This is a genomic window from Endozoicomonas sp. ISHI1, assembly GCF_024606225.1.
In the GTDB taxonomy this organism is placed as follows: Bacteria; Pseudomonadota; Gammaproteobacteria; order Pseudomonadales; family Endozoicomonadaceae; genus Endozoicomonas_A.
The window spans coordinates 99,296-115,206 of record NZ_JAGRPU010000003.1; the positions used below are offsets into that span (position 1 = coordinate 99,296).

Consider the following 15,911-nt stretch of genomic DNA (forward strand, 5'->3'; position numbering starts at 1 on the left):
TCAGCGCTCTCCCTTATATTCTGATCCCACAAGGGATCTGACTACATCCAACATATTCATTCCATTCGATCCCTTGACGAGAACCGTGATGGGACAATCCGCCTGTTGCTCTCTGAACACTTGTATCCGGGTTCTTACCCAGTTCGAGAGAGCCTCTTTATCATCAAAATGCTGCCCTTTACTGTCATGAAGGTCATTTTTGAACGCTTCAACCGCCGCAACAGACGCCTGACCGTAAGCAGCAAAATCATCAATACTTTGAGCAGCTGCATACTCACCCACATCAACATGTCGGGCTTGTGTTACCTCACCGAGGTCCAGCATGTCCCCCAGCACCATAATGGTTCTACCCTCACAATCTGCCAACTGATCGATGGCGGCCAGGGTGGCAATCGGACTGGCGTTATAACTTTCGTCAATGACCAGAACACTATTCGACAGAAAGTAACGGGTCCCCCTTTGTTGATAGGGCCGGGCATTTTCCAGCCCCTTGACAATAATGTCCAGCCCCAGCCCCACAGCAGATGCTGCTGCGGCAGCGCAACAGGCATTCTGAACCTGATGTTTTCCCCAGAAAGACAGGTTGACGATCGCCTGCTTTTCAGCCTCTTCCTGAACAACATGCAACCTGAAGCTCATACCTTCAGACGTTGAAGATACCTCTGAGGCAAACACGTCAGCTTCCTGTTTATCCAGACTAAAAGACAGCACTTTTCGACCAGACTGTTTCAATGCCCTTTCTTTCCAGCGCTGGAAGCTGGGATCATCGAAATTCAGTACAGCAGTACCGCTTTTTTTGAGACCTTCAAGAATAAAGCCCTTTTCATGAATGACCCCCTCAAGCGTTAACAAATCCTTGAGGTGATTCTCTGAAGCATTGGTAATGATGGAAACATCCGGTTCAGTCAGGCGAGTGATGTAATTAATCTCACCGGGTGAACTGGTTCCCAATTCAATCACTGCGTGCTGGTGATCTTCTTCCAGTCTGAACAGGGTCAGGGGCACACCATAAGCGTTATTCAAATTTCCCTGAGTGGCCAGAACCTCACCATCCTGCTCGAAGACAGAAGCCAGCATCTCTTTGACAGATGTTTTTCCACAAGTCCCGGTCACGGCTACCACAGGTTTATGAAAGCACTCACGATTAAACTGCCCCAGTCGCCCAAGCGCCTCGTCAGTGTCCTGAACCTGAATCTGAGGAATTCCCAGACCGTCAACGGGCACCTGAACCACAACAGCAGCGGCACCTGCAGCCTCAGCCTGATCAACATAGCTATGACCATCAAACCGGGGCCCCTTGATGGCAACAAAAAGATTACCTTGCCCAAGGGTTCTGGTATCAATACTTATACCCGTTATGGTGGCACCACCATCAGAATCGCCCGTCAGGAGAACTCCCTGAAGCGCATCGGTTACTTCAGAAAGGGTAAATGGGCGAATCATGATACTCCCTCACTGACTGAAGTCGATTGCGGCTGCCAGAGATCAAGTGCTTTTCTGACTTCTTCACAATCATCAAAATGATGCCTGACGCCGTTGACTTCCTGATAATTCTCGTGACCCTTACCTGCAACAACAACAATATCGCCAGCGGCAGCCGTGCAGACAGCCCCCCGAATAGCCTCTGTACGGCTGATGACAGACGTTACTGAGATGCCGGTTTGATCGACCCCTGCCAATATATCTCTGATAATGTCTTCAGGGTCTTCGTTTCTGGGATTATCGCTGGTCACGACTACTTCATCTGCACCCTCGATAGCAGCACAGGCCATGAGAGGTCTCTTACCCCTATCACGATCACCACCACAACCAAAGACACAGATTAATTTTGAAGCACTGTGCTCTCTCAAGGCTTTCAGAACGCTCATCAGAGCACCCGGAGTATGCGCATAATCAACCACAACCAACGGTTTCTGATCACCACCAAAGCTCTGCATTCTTCCCGGCACCGTGCTCAACTGAGGCACCTTTTCAAGAACCCGCTCGAGAGAATAGCCCTGACAACAAACAACCCCTATAACGGCCAAAAGGTTTTCAAGACTGAAACGGCCCAGCTGAGGTGTCCTCAGCTGGGCTTGACCCCAGGGGGTATCCAGATCAGCCTTAACTCCCCGTGCATTCAGGAGAATATTCTTAGCCGTAATATCTGCCTCGCCCGAGGTCATAGAGAAAGTAAAAACCTCAGTATCACCGGAACAACTGGACAACATCAGTTCGCTATAGTCATCATCCAGATTAATCACTGCTTTTTTGACACAGCCGTTGGCAAATAGCAGAGCCTTGGCGCTGGCATAGGCGTCCATCGTTTTATGATAATCAAGATGGTCACGACTGATATTTGTGAAAACGCCAACTTCAAACGTTAACTGATCTGCACGCCCCTGATGTAAACCATGGGAAGAAACCTCCATCGCCATGAAGGCCACTTCTCTTGCCACCAGCTCAGCCATAAAGCCCTGTGTAGAAACGGGATCTGAAGTCGTATTCAGACAGGGCTCCAGTTCAGGAGGAACACCTTTACCCAGGGTTCCCATCACCGCACAAGGCGCCCCCAGGAGAGAAAGTAACTGCGCAACAAACCAGCAGATTGATGTTTTACCATTGGTTCCAGTCACCCCGGTCAACTTCAAGTCTGAGGATGGGTGCCGATAGAATTGATCGGCAAGATAGCTGATGTGTGCTTTTAAGTTTTCGATAAAAATAACAGGCTTGCCGGCCAGATATTCAGTTTCAGAACGTGCCTCCCTGCTCGACTCAGCGAGCACTGCAGATGCACCTGCGTCCAGAGCTGCACCAATAAACTCCCGGCCATCGGAACTCAGCCCCTGTACAGCGAGAAACAGCTCACCCCCGACCAGCTTGCGGCTGTCGAGGGTTAATCCTGTAAGGGTTATGTCTTCATCCAGCTGAGGATGATTCAGCTTCGCCAGCACTTCATTTAAAGACGTCATTTGACGCGAGGTCATGTTCCATCCTGTTTCAGTTTCATAACTCCGGGCTGCTCCAGATTGAGTCTTTTGGCTGTCAGCACTTTTTCTTCACTGGGCCTGACGCCCAGCATTCGCAAAGCCTGACCATTGACCCTGGAGAAGACCGGACCGGCGATTATGCCACCGTAGTAATCTTTTCCAGCCGGGTCATCAATGATGACAACAGTGGCAATGCGAGGGTTTTCCACAGGAGCCACACCGGCGAAGAGACCCACGTAACGATCTTCAAGGTAGCCACTACCACCCACTTTTTTAACCGTTCCCGTTTTGCCACCAACATTGTAGGACTTGACGGCACCGCGCCAGCCAGTTCCTCCTTTACCCACTACCTTGCCGAGCATTTCCATGACGTCATGGGCGACATCCTCATCCATGACCCGAACACCATCTGGTGCCACATCACGCTTGATCACGGAGGCTGGTCTAAGCAAACCACCAGCGCCAAGTACTGAATAAGCCTGCGCTAGCTGTAATGGCGTAACTGTTAAGCCATAACCAAAGGACAGGGTAGCCACTTCAATGTCACTCCAGCGGTCTTTAAAGGGCAGAAACCCAGCCCTCTCTCCAGGAAAGCCTGTTCCCGGACTCTGCCCGATACCCACACGGCGCAGCAGATCTACAACCTTATCGACACCGATATCCAATGCCATCTTGGTCACGCCAATATTGCTGGACTTCTTCAAAACCGTTTCGACATCAATGGTTCCAAAGCCTCTGACATCCTTAACTGCATTTTGTCCAACACGCAGGTAGCCAACGCCGGTTTCAATCCGGGTATAGCGATCATATTTGCGGGTCTCCATGGCTGCCGCCACAGTAAAGGGCTTGAGGGTAGAACCCGGCTCCACCAGATCAGTCATCACCCGGTTTCTCATGCGGTAAGGCTGAAGCCCGATGCGATTATTCGGGTTGTAGGACGGCTGATTGACCATAGCCAGAATCTCTCCGGTCTGGACATCCATCATCACCAGCGAGCCCGCTGTGGCTTTGGCTTTTTCTACGGCACTCTTCAGCTCACGATAAGCCATATACTGGAGTCTGGAATCAATACTCAGCATCAATTCCTTGCCAGGTTGAGCGCCTTCCACGAGCTCGACCTCCCTGGCAAGGCGCCCCCGACGATCTTTCAGCAGCCTGCGGGTTCCCTCGGAGCCAGTTAGCCAATGGTCATATCCCAGTTCAAGCCCTTCCTGACCTTTGTCATCAATCCCCGTAATACCCACCAAATGCGCCGTCACTTCGCCCATAGGGTAGTAGCGTCGCTGCTCGTCAAGAACATGCACACCCGGCACTTTCAAAGCTTCGATTTTCCCAGCCTGCTCAGGTGTCATCTGGCGCTTTAGATAAATAAACTCTTTCGCAGCGTTCTTTTTTACTCTGTTTGCCAGCCAACCTTTGTCAACCTGCAGAGCTGCTGCCAGTTTATTCCAGTCTTCTGGCACCTTAATCAGGTCCTGAGGGTCAGCCCAGACGGTCATAACAGGGGCACTTACCGCTAAAATCTTACCGTTCCGATCAAATATGACGCCCCGGTGAGCAGGTATAGACTCATGACGAACAGACCGTTTGTCACCTTCGTTCTGAAGAAAATGACGATTTAAAACCTGAAGATCTACGAGACGGTAACAAATCACCAGGCCAGCCACGACAAACAACAGTTGCAGAAGCTTGATTCTCCAACGATAAGGCATAGCCTTTTCCTCACCAGCCTGTTTTTTTCTGCTGGCACTGGCTGGCCTTGTTGCAGTTTTCACGGTACCACCATTTTTATACGTCCAGCGTTTGGCACTTCCATATCCAATTCATCCCTTGCAATTTTTTCCACTCGCCCCGGACTGGTCAGGGAACTGTGCTCCAGAAGTAACTTCCCCCATTCGACCTGAGCTTTGTTTTTCTGCTCAAACTCCTGCTGAAGCTCATTATGAAGCCGCCTGTTTTCATGCTCGACGAAGCTCACAGCAACGCCTGACACAAGAACACAGGTCAACAGCAATGCATTGACTAAATTGGATTTCTGAAACAACACCAGCAGCAGTTTGCTATCCATTTTTTCAGCCTTCTCAGATTAGCTTCTCAGCAATTCGCATGACGGCACTCCTCGCTCTTGGATTAGCTTTAACCTCATGTTCACCCGGCTTGATCGCTTTACCGATAGGCCGCATTCTCTTATTCAGCTGATCTTCCCTTACCGGCATCCAGCGCGGCAGCTCATCACCCTTGGCCTGTTTTCTGATAAACCTTTTGGCAATTCTGTCTTCCAGCGAGTGGAAGCTGATGACTACCAGACGTCCACCTGGCTTGAGTACTTCCAATGCGATATTGAGACAATCCACCAAATCGTCCAGTTCGCGATTGATATAGATGCGAATGGCCTGAAACGCACGGGTTGCCGGGTGCTTGTTCTTCTCTCTGGAAGGGCTGGCAGAGGCAATAATTCCCGCAAGGCGTTTTGTGGTCGTAATAGGCTCTTCTTCCCTTTCCCTGATAATGGCCCGGGCAATTCTGCGCGAAAAACGATCTTCGCCGAGCTCCCAGATCACCTTACTGATTTCCTTTTCTTCAGCACGATTAATCCACTCGGCCGCACTTTCCCCCTGCGTGGTATTCATCCGCATATCCAGCGGACCATCCTGCATGAAGCTGAAACCCCGCTCAGCGTTGTCCAACTGAGGCGAAGAAACACCCAGATCCAGCAGAACGCCTTCCACTTCCTGACCATCAAGAACCTCTTCCAGTTCAGCAAAAGAACCGTGATAAATGGAAAAACGGCTATCCATTTCAGCCAGTTCACGAGCTACAGCTACCGCCCCCGGATCCTTATCGATACCTATCAGCCTGCCTCTGCCGGACAGTTTCTTCAGAACTGCACGACTGTGTCCACCACGACCAAATGTTCCATCGACATAGAGCCCGTCAGGATCTGTAACCAAAGCCTCAACCGCTTCCTCTAACAGCACAGTAATGTGCTGGTCTGATTGCTCTTGCAATGTCATCTATCATGTCCGGGCGCATACCCATTAGAGGGACAAAGACTGGAGCTCAGCAGGCACTTCAGCGGATTCACTGGCTTCCTGAAGATAATCATCTCGTCGCTGGTTCCAGCAAGCTTCATCCCACAGTTCAAATTTTTTGCCCTGCCCCAGAAGAATGCAGCGTTTATCCATGCCTGCATAATCCCTGAGCAAGGGAGGTACCAAAACTCGGCCACTGCCATCCATATCAATGTCGGTGGCGTGTCCGATAAGAAGTCTTTGTATTCGGCGTGTCATCGGGTGAAAACTGGGCAGGGCTTCAATCTTTGCCTGAATGGCCTCCCACTCATCCTGTGGATAAATCAATAGACAAGGCTCATCAGTATCGATAGTTGCCACCAAACGGCCTTCACAACGATCTTTCAACACCTGCCGATAACGGGTAGGTATTGCAAGACGCCCTTTGGCATCGAGATTGATGGCATTAACCCCACGAAACAAACCGATTCCCTCAAGTCAATTCAGACAGGATGGCAGGCCGCAATCCGAAGAGAAAAAGTGTTCACTGGCACCCCACTCTCCCACATCATGCTAACTAAACTCCACTTTTATCCACTTTACTCCACTGAAGCACACTATAGAAACCTCAAAAACCCACGTCAAGGTCAGAATCTGTCTGAAGAGTCAAATAATTGACCCCGCCAGAGACCAGACACCCAGCGCTTTGCATTAAAAAAGTGCATAAAAATGAGCAGCTTGGAGGGAAGAGCTATTTAAGCCCATGAAGCATGAGAACTGCCTGAAAAAAATTGTAAAAGTTTCAGATAATTGAATATCTTGATCAACACATCCCATTCATTGCTGAACGGCCAGTCAAATTCACTGAGACCGATTCCGTTTCAATTCGGGAACAGATAGCGGAAGAAAAAGAAAGTCTCGAGTTGGCCTGTAAGCCGGGTTCTGTCCAACCTGTAAACAGGTCTGGGCAATCATTCATCTGGGATACCTGTCACCAGGCACCTCAAGCAACCTACCCGAATCCAGTGCGGGTCACACCTCCAGGATTCCTATTTGGTCTTGCTCCAGGCGGGGTTTACCATGCCGTGAACTGTTACCAGTCACGCGGTGCGCTCTTACCGCACCCTTTCACCCTTACCGGTCACCGGATGGTGACTTAGGCGGTCTGCTCTCTGCTGCACTTTCCGTAGGCTTTCGCCCCCCAGGCGTTACCTGGCGCCGCACCCTTTGGAGCCCGGACTTTCCTCCACCAGATACTGAAACAGGATCTGACAGCGACTGCCCGGCCAACTCGAAGCGGCGAATACTACCGAATGATTTCCTTCACTGCAATTCGTTCATTTCCCATAATTAAGAGCCGAATCTATTACAACTTATTTCATCGTAAGCGATAGCTCATAGAGCTGCTTCTTGCGATACCCGGAAACATCGGCGATCACAGCAGCCGCTTTCTTGGCGGGTAACTCTTGCAGTAACCGTTGCAGCAATTTAACGGTTTCAGGATCAACGGCTTCTTCCTTGCGCTCTTCTGCACCCTCCACCAAAACCACAAATTCGCCACGACACTGATTGGAGTCCTCCTGCAGTATTTTCTCCACTGCTTCAACCTTGCCCGCAAGGACCGTTTCAAATGTTTTCGTCATCTCCCTGGCCAACACGATATAGCGATCTCCACCCAACACCTCCTTAAAGTCCGCAAGACTATCCAAAATTCGATGTGTGGATTCATACACAGCCCAGGTATTCATCATCGAGCCCAGCGCTTCAAGCCTTTTCTTCCTACCAGATGACTTGGCTGGCAGAAAGCCTTCAAAATAGAACCTGTCCGTTGGCAAGCCACTGACCGACAGAGCCGCTACGAGCGCACAGGCACCCGGAACCGGTGCTACTTTGATACCCTGCTCCCTGACCATTCGCACCAGCACAAAGCCCGGGTCTGATATCAGGGGCGTCCCGGCATCACTGATCAATGCCACAGAATCGCCCTGCCGTAATCGAGCCAGTAACACCTCTGCCTGATGCCTTTCATTATGCTCATGACAGGGAATCATGGGGGTCTCGACCCCAAAGTGATTGAGCAACTTACGACTATGCCTGGTGTCTTCTGCTGCAATCACTGACACCTGCTTCAGCACCTCAATGGCTCTCGGTGCCATATCATCAAGATTTCCAATGGGGGTCGAAACAACAAAAAGGGTACTTTCAGACATATCCTGCCAGCCAGTCGATCAACTATGAGGGTCGTTCATAGTCAGGGAGATTAAGAGACAAAAAACCATAAGTTTACTCTTTTCAGAGAGCCGTTGACAGAATCCTTAACAACCTGACCTCCCATCCTATCCTCATCAGGCTGACGCACAGACCATGTTAGGGTAAAATAGATGAATCAAAAACAGTTCGGTCGTTGACTCCGATTTTATGAGCCAGAACCTTTCCAAACGCACTCTGATGACTACACTGCTGATTGGCGCGGTGTTGACAGGATGCTCATTACAACCCAGCAAAGTCGCTGAACTTACTTCACCCTCGCAGGAAATGGCTCGGGAAGGAGCCGATCAACTGCTGGAGCGAGCCAAACGCAGCTCATTTCCAGAAAGCGCCAGACTCAAAATTCAGGCTGCCAGGCAATTAACCGATGACCAGTTAGCCAGAGCACGAACCATTCTGGACAGCCTGAATTATGGAGAGTTACCTGAAACTCTCAGAGCCGAAATGGCCGTGGCAAGAGCCCGCATTGCTGAGCGGGCAGGACAGAACCGGGAAATTTTCCTCTGGCTGGACAGAGCAGCAGTTATCAACAGCAGCAACACTCAGCTCCTGGATCAAAGTCACATTCTCAAAGCACGGGCGTATAACCGCTTCAGAGAATTCGTTGCAGCCCTGGACGAATGGAGCATGCTGTCTAATATCAGTGAGCTTGACCAACAACCCGAAAACCGCGATGCCTTTTGGGAAACACTGCTTAATGCACCTGAAGAGCGCCTGATTATTCTGAACAGTCAGACCGACAGTAAAGTCATGAAAGGCTGGCTGCAACTCGCTCTGGTTTATCGCTCTGACAAATCACTGAACCAGCAACTGGCCGATTTGAGCAACTGGCGATCTCACTGGCCGGATCACCCTGCAAAGGTCTACCTACCGAAAGACATCAGTGCGCTTCAGATAGCCGGCACTGAGCAACCCGACAAAATCGCCCTTCTTCTTCCTGTCAGCGGCCCACTGGCCTCTGCGGGCAGAGCGATTCGAGATGGCTTTCTCGCCGCTTATCATCAGAATCTTTCTGATGAGACCCTACCTGAAGTGTCCATAATGGATACTCATAACAAAAATGTTGTCGAGCTGGCCAACGAAGCTAAAAACGAAGGCGCCAAATTGATCATCGGCCCTCTGAACAAGACTAACGTCAGCCTGTTAAAAGAAAAGACCCCCGGAGACATTACCATTCTTGCCCTGAACAGCCTCGAAGACAGTGGCAGCCACTTTACACAAAAAGGCAGTTTCTTTGAATACGGTCTATCCATCGAAGATGAAGGCAGGGCTGTAGCCCGTCGAGGCATTCTGGATGGACACCGCCGTGTACTGATACTTCGCCCGGAAACTTCATGGGGTGACAGAGCCACGAACAGCTTTATGGCGGAATGGACAAAGCACGGTGGAGAGGTGGCCGGCATCACAAAATTCAACAGCAAAACCGAGTTCAGCCAACTGGCTGGCCGGGCCTTGCTGGTTGAAGAAAGTCAGAAACGCGCCAAAGAGCTGAGCAGTGTTCTGGGAGAGAAACTCGGCTTTACGCCTCGCAGAAGGCACGATATCGACATGATTTATATGCCTTCCAACCCCCAGGAAGCCCGCCAGCTCAAACCCGCGCTCTCTTACCAGTTTGCTGGTAAACTGCCCGTTTATGCCACTTCCAGCGCATACTCTGGCAGGGTCGACCCCAGCAGAGATCAGGATCTGAACAACCTCAGAATTCCCGTAATGAACTGGTACCTGCCTGGTCAAAAAAGCAGTCTTGAATCCAATATTCGAGCCACCTGGAGCAGCTCAAGAGGCCAGTATGGCAGTCTTTACGCCATGGGAGCCGACGCATTTAAGCTGTATCCTCGCCTGCAACAGCTCGCCAGCCTGCCCGGCAGTCGCCTGGAAGGACTGACAGGCCAGCTCAGCATCAACAGTAGGCATCACGTGGAGAGGGAGCTTTCCTGGCAGATCTTCCGAGATGGTCGACTGAAACCATTACCTAATCCGGTTCAAAAAAAAACTGATGTTCTGGCAATTAAAGCTTCGCAATAACCCGGGGCTTTCTGCTGAAAACCGGGCTTTGGAATACCTTAAAGCCCGGGGTATGAAGCTGGTCAATAGAAACTATGCCTGCAAAGCAGGAGAAGTAGATCTGATCATGCTCGACAAGGAAACCCTGGTTTTTGTAGAAGTCCGTTTCAGATCACAATCACAACTCGGTTCAGCTGCCGAGTCTATTACTACCCGCAAGCAAAATAAAATCAGAAAAGCCGCCAACCATTTTCTGGCACTCCACTCGAAGCATCAGCACAGGCTTTGCCGCTTCGATGCTTTTTTGCTCAAAAATGCATCTCCTTATGACGACGCAAACTCCGAAAAGAATATAGAATGGATTAAGGGTATTTTTTAAACTAAACAGCAAAAACATATAAACATGAGCCAATCTCTCTTGCTGTTGTCTTGCTGATGTAAGCAAGCAACAAAAAGGAGTAATGAAAAAGAAATCACGGTAAACTAATTGCTCTGTTAAAACACCCATAAACTCATGAGGCTCTCGCGATTATCAAATGCCTTTAGCGAAAGAAAATACCTGCTTCGAAACCTGCGGCGTCGAACCACTCGGGATTTTGAGACATGCATGAGCGCATTACACAACATTTTTCAGACAGCATTGACGCCAAAATTCGTGCTGCCGACACCCTGCCCCCCCTGATCGCCCAGGCATCCGAGCTTATGGTGCAATCCCTTCTGAATGAAGGAAAGATCCTGACCTGTGGAAACGGCGGCTCCGCAGGAGATGCTCAGCAATTTGTTTCCGATTTGCTCAACCGTTATGAACGAGAAAGACCTGCATTGCCAGCTATGTCTTTGTGTGCCGATAGTCTGACATTAAGCTCAATTGCTAATGACACCAGCTTTCACGAAGTCTTCTCAAAACAAATTCGGGCACTGGGACAACAGGGCGACATTCTTTTGGCGATTTCGACATCAGGCAATTGCCCCAATATTGTCCAAGCCATCCAGGCCGCTCATGATCGGGATATGCAGGTCATTGCCCTGACCGGTAAAAGCGGTGGCGATATGGTGAGACTGCTGCACCCTGAAGACATTGAAATAAGGGTTCCGGACAATAGTTCTCCACGCATTCGGGAAGTTCACACACTGGTCATTCATTGCCTCTGCGACCTGATCGATGAATTCCTGTTTTCCGGAGAGTAAGCCAATATACACAACAAAAAACATTTTTCACTTTAAAACAACAGACCCCGTTTAATTCATCATCGACAGGAGATAACAAGGTGAAGCGTTTATACGCCCTGATTTTAACCAGCTCAGTCATACTGCTGGGGGGTTGTTCGACCATTTTAAGCAGCGTCAATGAAGACCCCATCCGTATGGACCCCACAGAGCGATCATGGGGCAATTTGATAGACGACCAAACCATTGAAACCATTGCAGCCGTCAACATTAAGAAAGCCGACGAGCGCTTTAAAAACAGTCGCATTAAAGTCGTCAGCTTTAATGGCACCGTGCTTTTAATCGGACAGGTGCCCAGCAACGAGCTTAAACACCTGGCAGAAGAGACTGCCAAAAATGTCAGCGAAGTTGACAAGGTCTACAACGAACTTACTTTAGGCATTAACGCCAGCCTGCTCGAACAGAGTAACGACTCCTGGCTAACGACGAAGGTGAAGACCAATCTGATCAAGAGCGAAGACGTTTCTGCAGACCGCATCAAGATCAATACAGAAAAAGGTACTGTCTACCTGATGGGGCTGACAACACCCAGACAAGCACAGGCTGCAGTGGACATTACCAGGAACACTGGTGGCGTTCAGAAAATAGTCAAAGTCTTCGAATACATTCAGTAGCCCAAACAACTATGCTGGCGCAGCCATATTCAACAGGTCTTGTCCGCTTGTGCCAGCTTTTCTCACCCCTTGTCAAAACCTATCCATTCAACAAGCTAAGTAAAAATAGCACCAGAGGAAAGCCTTGCACTTTCCTCTCTCTTCCGAAATACCCATACCTTGTTTCACTGGCCTCAATGCGACTCAGCATTTCATATTCGGAGAATCTGTCTTCTTTCATACGGGGAGCACCTTTCGTCGTGATTAAGCAACCAAGCCACCATTTTTGAGTTTAATAATGTGAGAGGGGTGGATCATTTCTCCGCCAGTCATGTGCTTATTTTCAGGTAACAGAAATAAAATCGAAGAGAGGGAGAGCGCCACGAGCACTCTCTGAATGAAACTTACATGCCGTTTCGGAAAGTCTGGTGATCAATAACACCGCTTTCACGCACAGTTTTTAATCCAAGTGCATACTCTTTCAGGACGACCAGGCTGTAATCCATACGCTTTTGCATATGTTGATCAGCCTCTGCATCTTCACCCGTCATGACAGAAGTGACATTCCGCACAATAAGGTGATCAGGAATGTAGCACAGACGGCAATTCTTATAACTGCTTGAACGCAGCTCCACAACAGGGTAAGAACCGCCCTGCCCGGAAGACACCGCTGTAATCAAACCTGGCTTATGCCCTAATTGCTCTGCCCCGAAGATCAGGAAAAAGTTTTTCAGACCTGAAGGAACCATACCATTCCACTCCGGTGTCACCACTACAATCGCATCACTAGCAGCCTGTCGGACTTAAGCGACCGTAGCAAGGATTGCAAGAAATTGAGGATAAAAATTTCTGCTTCTGAGGAGAATAGCGAGCTATTTGACGAAGAAGCAGGAATTTTTAGACCAATTTATTGCAACCGCAGTAGGACAGCCTTAAGTCTGACAGGCTGCTAGCGCTTAATGCAGCCCTCCAGGGAGCCAAAAGAGACTTCCACTCCTCATTGCCAGACCAGATGGACTCATCCCACAACGGCAGAGGATTTCCTGCCAGATCAAGAAGATCAATCTGATCAAAGAGCCCCAACGCTTCTGCACGCTCCTTGAGGACACGACCGATACGAACACTCTGGGATTCCCTGCGGTGACTTCCACTAACAATTGTCAGGTTCATCAAAACCTCTTTCAACCATTCCGATTATTAAGTACAAGAAAATAATAACCAAAATATTCCACCGAAGCGAAGCCAGCTTGACCTGAAAGGCCAAGCCCAGAGATTTAAACTCCGACCTATTTAACGACTTTCAGATGTGGCTTGCCAGACTTGCGGGGAGTTTTTTTGGACTCCTCTTCTTTTGCAGGTGGTGTTTCCTGAGACTCCGGACCTGATACAGCCTCCAATTCAAGATGAGAAGCCCCTACCTCTTCCGACTCAGCGAAGGGCTCTACTTCGAACACCATACCCTGCCCGTTCTCGCGGGCATAGATGGCCATCAATGCTTCTACAGGAACCACTATGGTCAACGCCTCACCGCCAAAGCGACCATCAAAGGTTATGACATCATTTCCCATATGCATGGCACGCACCGCTGCAGGGGAAATGTTAAGGACTATTTGATTGTCCTTAACGTACTCTCTGGGTACCTCGACCCCTTTCCTGGCAGTATCCACCAGGATGTATGGGGTGCAGTCATTTTCAAGAATCCAGTCATACAAGGCTCTGGTAATGTAAGGACGACTGCTGGTCATTGTCATAATCTGTCTCCATCCAGGCTAACTTCCGACGGCTGCCTGACCCCAGGCCAACTCATCCTTCGCACCATCAATAGCCAATATAGAAGAAGTCCTTTAACCCTCTCCAGAAAAGAGGTATCGCCGAAGCGGGGCAAAGCTACTTTTTAGCACCTCAACGGCAAAGCGCAGCACTTTTTCGACACCCTCTGAAACAGAGAAAACTTCTAATATGCCAAGAGCTGAAAAACCATCTGTCAACCAGAGATTCAACGACACTCTTAGCTCATGGCTGCTTAGCCAGATTCTTAAATTCCGGCAGTCATACTGCCGGGATCCACCTCAAATCAAAGAGTGTCACGCATCTCTTTTTCAATTTCAGACAAGCTCTCTTTGAAGGACTCACGCTCAAACAAACGTTCAGCATAATCCAGGATAGCCTGCCCCTGCCTGGGCAGTTCAATACCCATCGCTGACAGCCTCCAAAGGATTGGGGCTACACAGCAGTCCACCAGAGTGAATTCATCACTCATAAAGAATGGCTTTTCAGCAAAAATAGGCGCTACGGAGAGCAGGCTTTCACGAAGCTCTTTACGAGCACGGGCCGCAGGCGTCTCTTTGGTTTTTGGATCCGTAATGATATCCACCAAGCTGCACCAGTCTTTCTGGATGCGGTGCATCATCAGACGACTCTGGGCACGGCTGACCGGATAAACGGGCAACAAAGGAGGATGAGGAAAACGCTCATCCAAGTACTCCATCATGACGCTTGGCTCGTAAAGCACCAGCTCACGATCGACCAGAGTTGGAAGACTATTGTACGGGTTGAGATCAGACAGTTCCTGAGGCAGATTTTCAGGATTTACATCCTGAATGTCTACCGCGACCCCTTTTTCGGCCAGAACAATACGAACCCTGTGACAGTAGTGGTCAGATGGATCCGAGAAAAAAATCATGGATGACTTTTTGGCAACTACAGCCATGAAATACCCCCGCCTCATGCAAAGGAAATGAGCTCCCAATCGAGCCAGCCTACTCATTCGATCCCATAAATCGGACGAGCAATGCTGGCCTGACGGGCCGACACAATAAAATAACGGGTTATCTTAGCAAACTTTACGCCCTGCGGAATAGAGACCCTGGAAACTTTCGTAACACAAGGGGACAATAACTCTAAGAACAACCCGAAAACCTGAATAAATATTCAAAACCCGCTATAACCAACAAGTTGTCTCAGAAGCTGTTAATACGCTTATGAGAAAAGCCAATTACTTCCAGCCAGGAACCGCACTCCCCTTAAACAGCTCCCTGGCTTTCTCCTCCACTGCCGGAGTGTGGTAAGACTCGACCAGAGCCCTGATGCGGGGATCATTCTTATTGTCCTCGCGCGCCACAATCAGATTGACATAAGGAGAGTCTTTACCTTCTACCAGCAGTGCGTCACGCTCTGGCAACAGCCCTGCTGGCACAGAGTAGGTAGAGTTGATGAAAGCCAGATCAACGTCATCCAGAGAGCGGGGTAATTGCGCAGCATCCAGCTCGATGAACTGAAGTTTTTTTGGATTTTCAACAATATCAGCCGGTGTCGCTTCCAGATTATTAATGTCTTTCAGCTTGATGAAACCCTTTTTGTCCAAAAGGATTAGCGTACGACCTTCGTTACTTGGGTCGTTAGGAATCGCTACTTTGGCACCGTCTTTAAGCTCACTGATATCTTTGATTTTTTTGGAGTACGCGCCAATCGGGTAGACAAAAGTATTTCCAACAGCTGCCAGCTTGAAGCCACGATCACGAATCATGCTGTCCAGATACGGCCTGTGCTGGAAGGCGTTAGCATCAATAGAACCGTCAGCCAGAGCCACATTGGGAGAAACGTAGTCAGAAAACTCAACCAACTCAACATCTACACCGTGATCTTTTTTAGCAATGTCAGCGGCCACTTTCATGACGTCAGCTTCCGGCCCCGCCATAACACCCACTTTCAAAGGGCCTTCTGAGGCATTCTCAGAGCCACATCCCGCCAACAGGACACCGCCCGCCACAAGCGCCGCAACTGCGAGTGACTTTAATTTATTGACTGCAAACATTCTTCACTTCTCCATTCAGCCAGTC

At 49.5% G+C, this 15,911-nt stretch carries 16 protein-coding genes and 1 other RNA gene; 4 read left to right on the plus strand and 13 right to left on the minus strand.

The features are described from left to right. From murF to rsmI, 8 genes are all read right to left on the minus strand, one after another. Entirely contained in the window at positions 1-1,443 is a 1,443-nt protein-coding gene (gene murF / locus KBW69_RS03625; protein WP_257279944.1) for a UDP-N-acetylmuramoyl-tripeptide--D-alanyl-D-alanine ligase, read from the minus strand. After that, complete coding sequence (locus KBW69_RS03630; RefSeq protein ID WP_257274243.1) at positions 1,440-2,966, minus strand: UDP-N-acetylmuramoyl-L-alanyl-D-glutamate--2,6-diaminopimelate ligase; 1,527 nt, start codon at positions 2,964-2,966, stop codon at positions 1,440-1,442. Before KBW69_RS03630 ends, murF begins: the two co-directional genes overlap by 4 nt. Beyond that, positions 2,963-4,744, minus strand: coding sequence for a penicillin-binding transpeptidase domain-containing protein (locus KBW69_RS03635; RefSeq protein ID WP_257279945.1), 1,782 nt, complete (start codon positions 4,742-4,744; stop codon positions 2,963-2,965). The genes KBW69_RS03630 and KBW69_RS03635 overlap by 4 nt, the downstream gene beginning before the upstream one ends. Beyond that, complete coding sequence (gene ftsL / locus KBW69_RS03640) at positions 4,741-5,037, minus strand: cell division protein FtsL (protein ID WP_257255312.1); 297 nt, start codon at positions 5,035-5,037, stop codon at positions 4,741-4,743. The genes KBW69_RS03635 and ftsL overlap by 4 nt, the downstream gene beginning before the upstream one ends. Positions 5,038-5,050: 13 nt before the next feature. Further along, positions 5,051-5,983, minus strand: coding sequence for a 16S rRNA (cytosine(1402)-N(4))-methyltransferase RsmH (gene rsmH / locus KBW69_RS03645; RefSeq protein WP_257279946.1), 933 nt, complete (start codon positions 5,981-5,983; stop codon positions 5,051-5,053). A 24-nt stretch (positions 5,984-6,007) separates the two neighbouring features. Continuing rightward, positions 6,008-6,463, minus strand: a complete 456-nt coding sequence (gene mraZ / locus KBW69_RS03650; protein WP_257252313.1) for a division/cell wall cluster transcriptional repressor MraZ — start codon at positions 6,461-6,463, stop codon at positions 6,008-6,010. A 432-nt stretch (positions 6,464-6,895) separates the two neighbouring features. Continuing rightward, positions 6,896-7,274, minus strand: an RNA gene (gene rnpB, locus KBW69_RS03655) — RNase P RNA component class A. Positions 7,275-7,353: 79 nt separating this feature from the next. After that, entirely contained in the window at positions 7,354-8,190 is an 837-nt protein-coding gene (gene rsmI, locus KBW69_RS03660) for a 16S rRNA (cytidine(1402)-2'-O)-methyltransferase (RefSeq protein WP_257279947.1), read from the minus strand. A 238-nt stretch (positions 8,191-8,428) separates the two neighbouring features. On the opposite strand from rsmI, the gene KBW69_RS03665 reads away from it, so the two are divergent. From KBW69_RS03665 to KBW69_RS03680, 4 genes are all read left to right on the plus strand, one after another. After that, the gene (locus tag KBW69_RS03665; RefSeq protein ID WP_257279948.1) at positions 8,429-10,273 is read left to right on the plus strand and encodes a penicillin-binding protein activator; all 1,845 of its coding nucleotides are present in this window, start codon (positions 8,429-8,431) and stop codon (positions 10,271-10,273) included. Further along, positions 10,245-10,631: a YraN family protein gene (locus tag KBW69_RS03670; protein ID WP_257279949.1), complete on the plus strand. Its 387-nt coding sequence runs from the start codon at positions 10,245-10,247 to the stop codon at positions 10,629-10,631. Before KBW69_RS03665 ends, KBW69_RS03670 begins: the two co-directional genes overlap by 29 nt. A gap of 224 nt (positions 10,632-10,855) precedes the next feature. Next, positions 10,856-11,440, plus strand: coding sequence for a phosphoheptose isomerase (locus KBW69_RS03675; protein ID WP_257279950.1), 585 nt, complete (start codon positions 10,856-10,858; stop codon positions 11,438-11,440). A gap of 80 nt (positions 11,441-11,520) precedes the next feature. Continuing rightward, positions 11,521-12,093, plus strand: coding sequence for a BON domain-containing protein (locus tag KBW69_RS03680; protein WP_257279951.1), 573 nt, complete (start codon positions 11,521-11,523; stop codon positions 12,091-12,093). 383 nt (positions 12,094-12,476) lie between these two features. Here KBW69_RS03680 and KBW69_RS03685 read toward each other — a convergent pair whose 3' ends face one another. From KBW69_RS03685 to KBW69_RS03705, 5 genes are all read right to left on the minus strand, one after another. After that, positions 12,477-12,821 carry a hypothetical protein gene (locus KBW69_RS03685; RefSeq protein ID WP_373690668.1) on the minus strand — a complete coding sequence of 115 codons (345 nt, stop codon included), beginning with the start codon at positions 12,819-12,821 and terminating at the stop codon, positions 12,477-12,479. Positions 12,822-12,969: 148 nt separating this feature from the next. Further along, positions 12,970-13,242, minus strand: coding sequence for an NADPH-dependent FMN reductase (locus KBW69_RS03690; protein ID WP_257279952.1), 273 nt, complete (start codon positions 13,240-13,242; stop codon positions 12,970-12,972). 116 nt (positions 13,243-13,358) lie between these two features. After that, positions 13,359-13,823 carry a ClpXP protease specificity-enhancing factor gene (locus KBW69_RS03695; protein WP_257279953.1) on the minus strand — a complete coding sequence of 155 codons (465 nt, stop codon included), beginning with the start codon at positions 13,821-13,823 and terminating at the stop codon, positions 13,359-13,361. 323 nt (positions 13,824-14,146) lie between these two features. Then, complete coding sequence (locus tag KBW69_RS03700; protein WP_257252699.1) at positions 14,147-14,782, minus strand: glutathione S-transferase N-terminal domain-containing protein; 636 nt, start codon at positions 14,780-14,782, stop codon at positions 14,147-14,149. 285 nt (positions 14,783-15,067) lie between these two features. Beyond that, the gene (locus KBW69_RS03705) at positions 15,068-15,886 is read right to left on the minus strand and encodes a MetQ/NlpA family ABC transporter substrate-binding protein (protein WP_257252701.1); all 819 of its coding nucleotides are present in this window, start codon (positions 15,884-15,886) and stop codon (positions 15,068-15,070) included. Positions 15,887-15,911 lie beyond the last annotated feature (25 nt).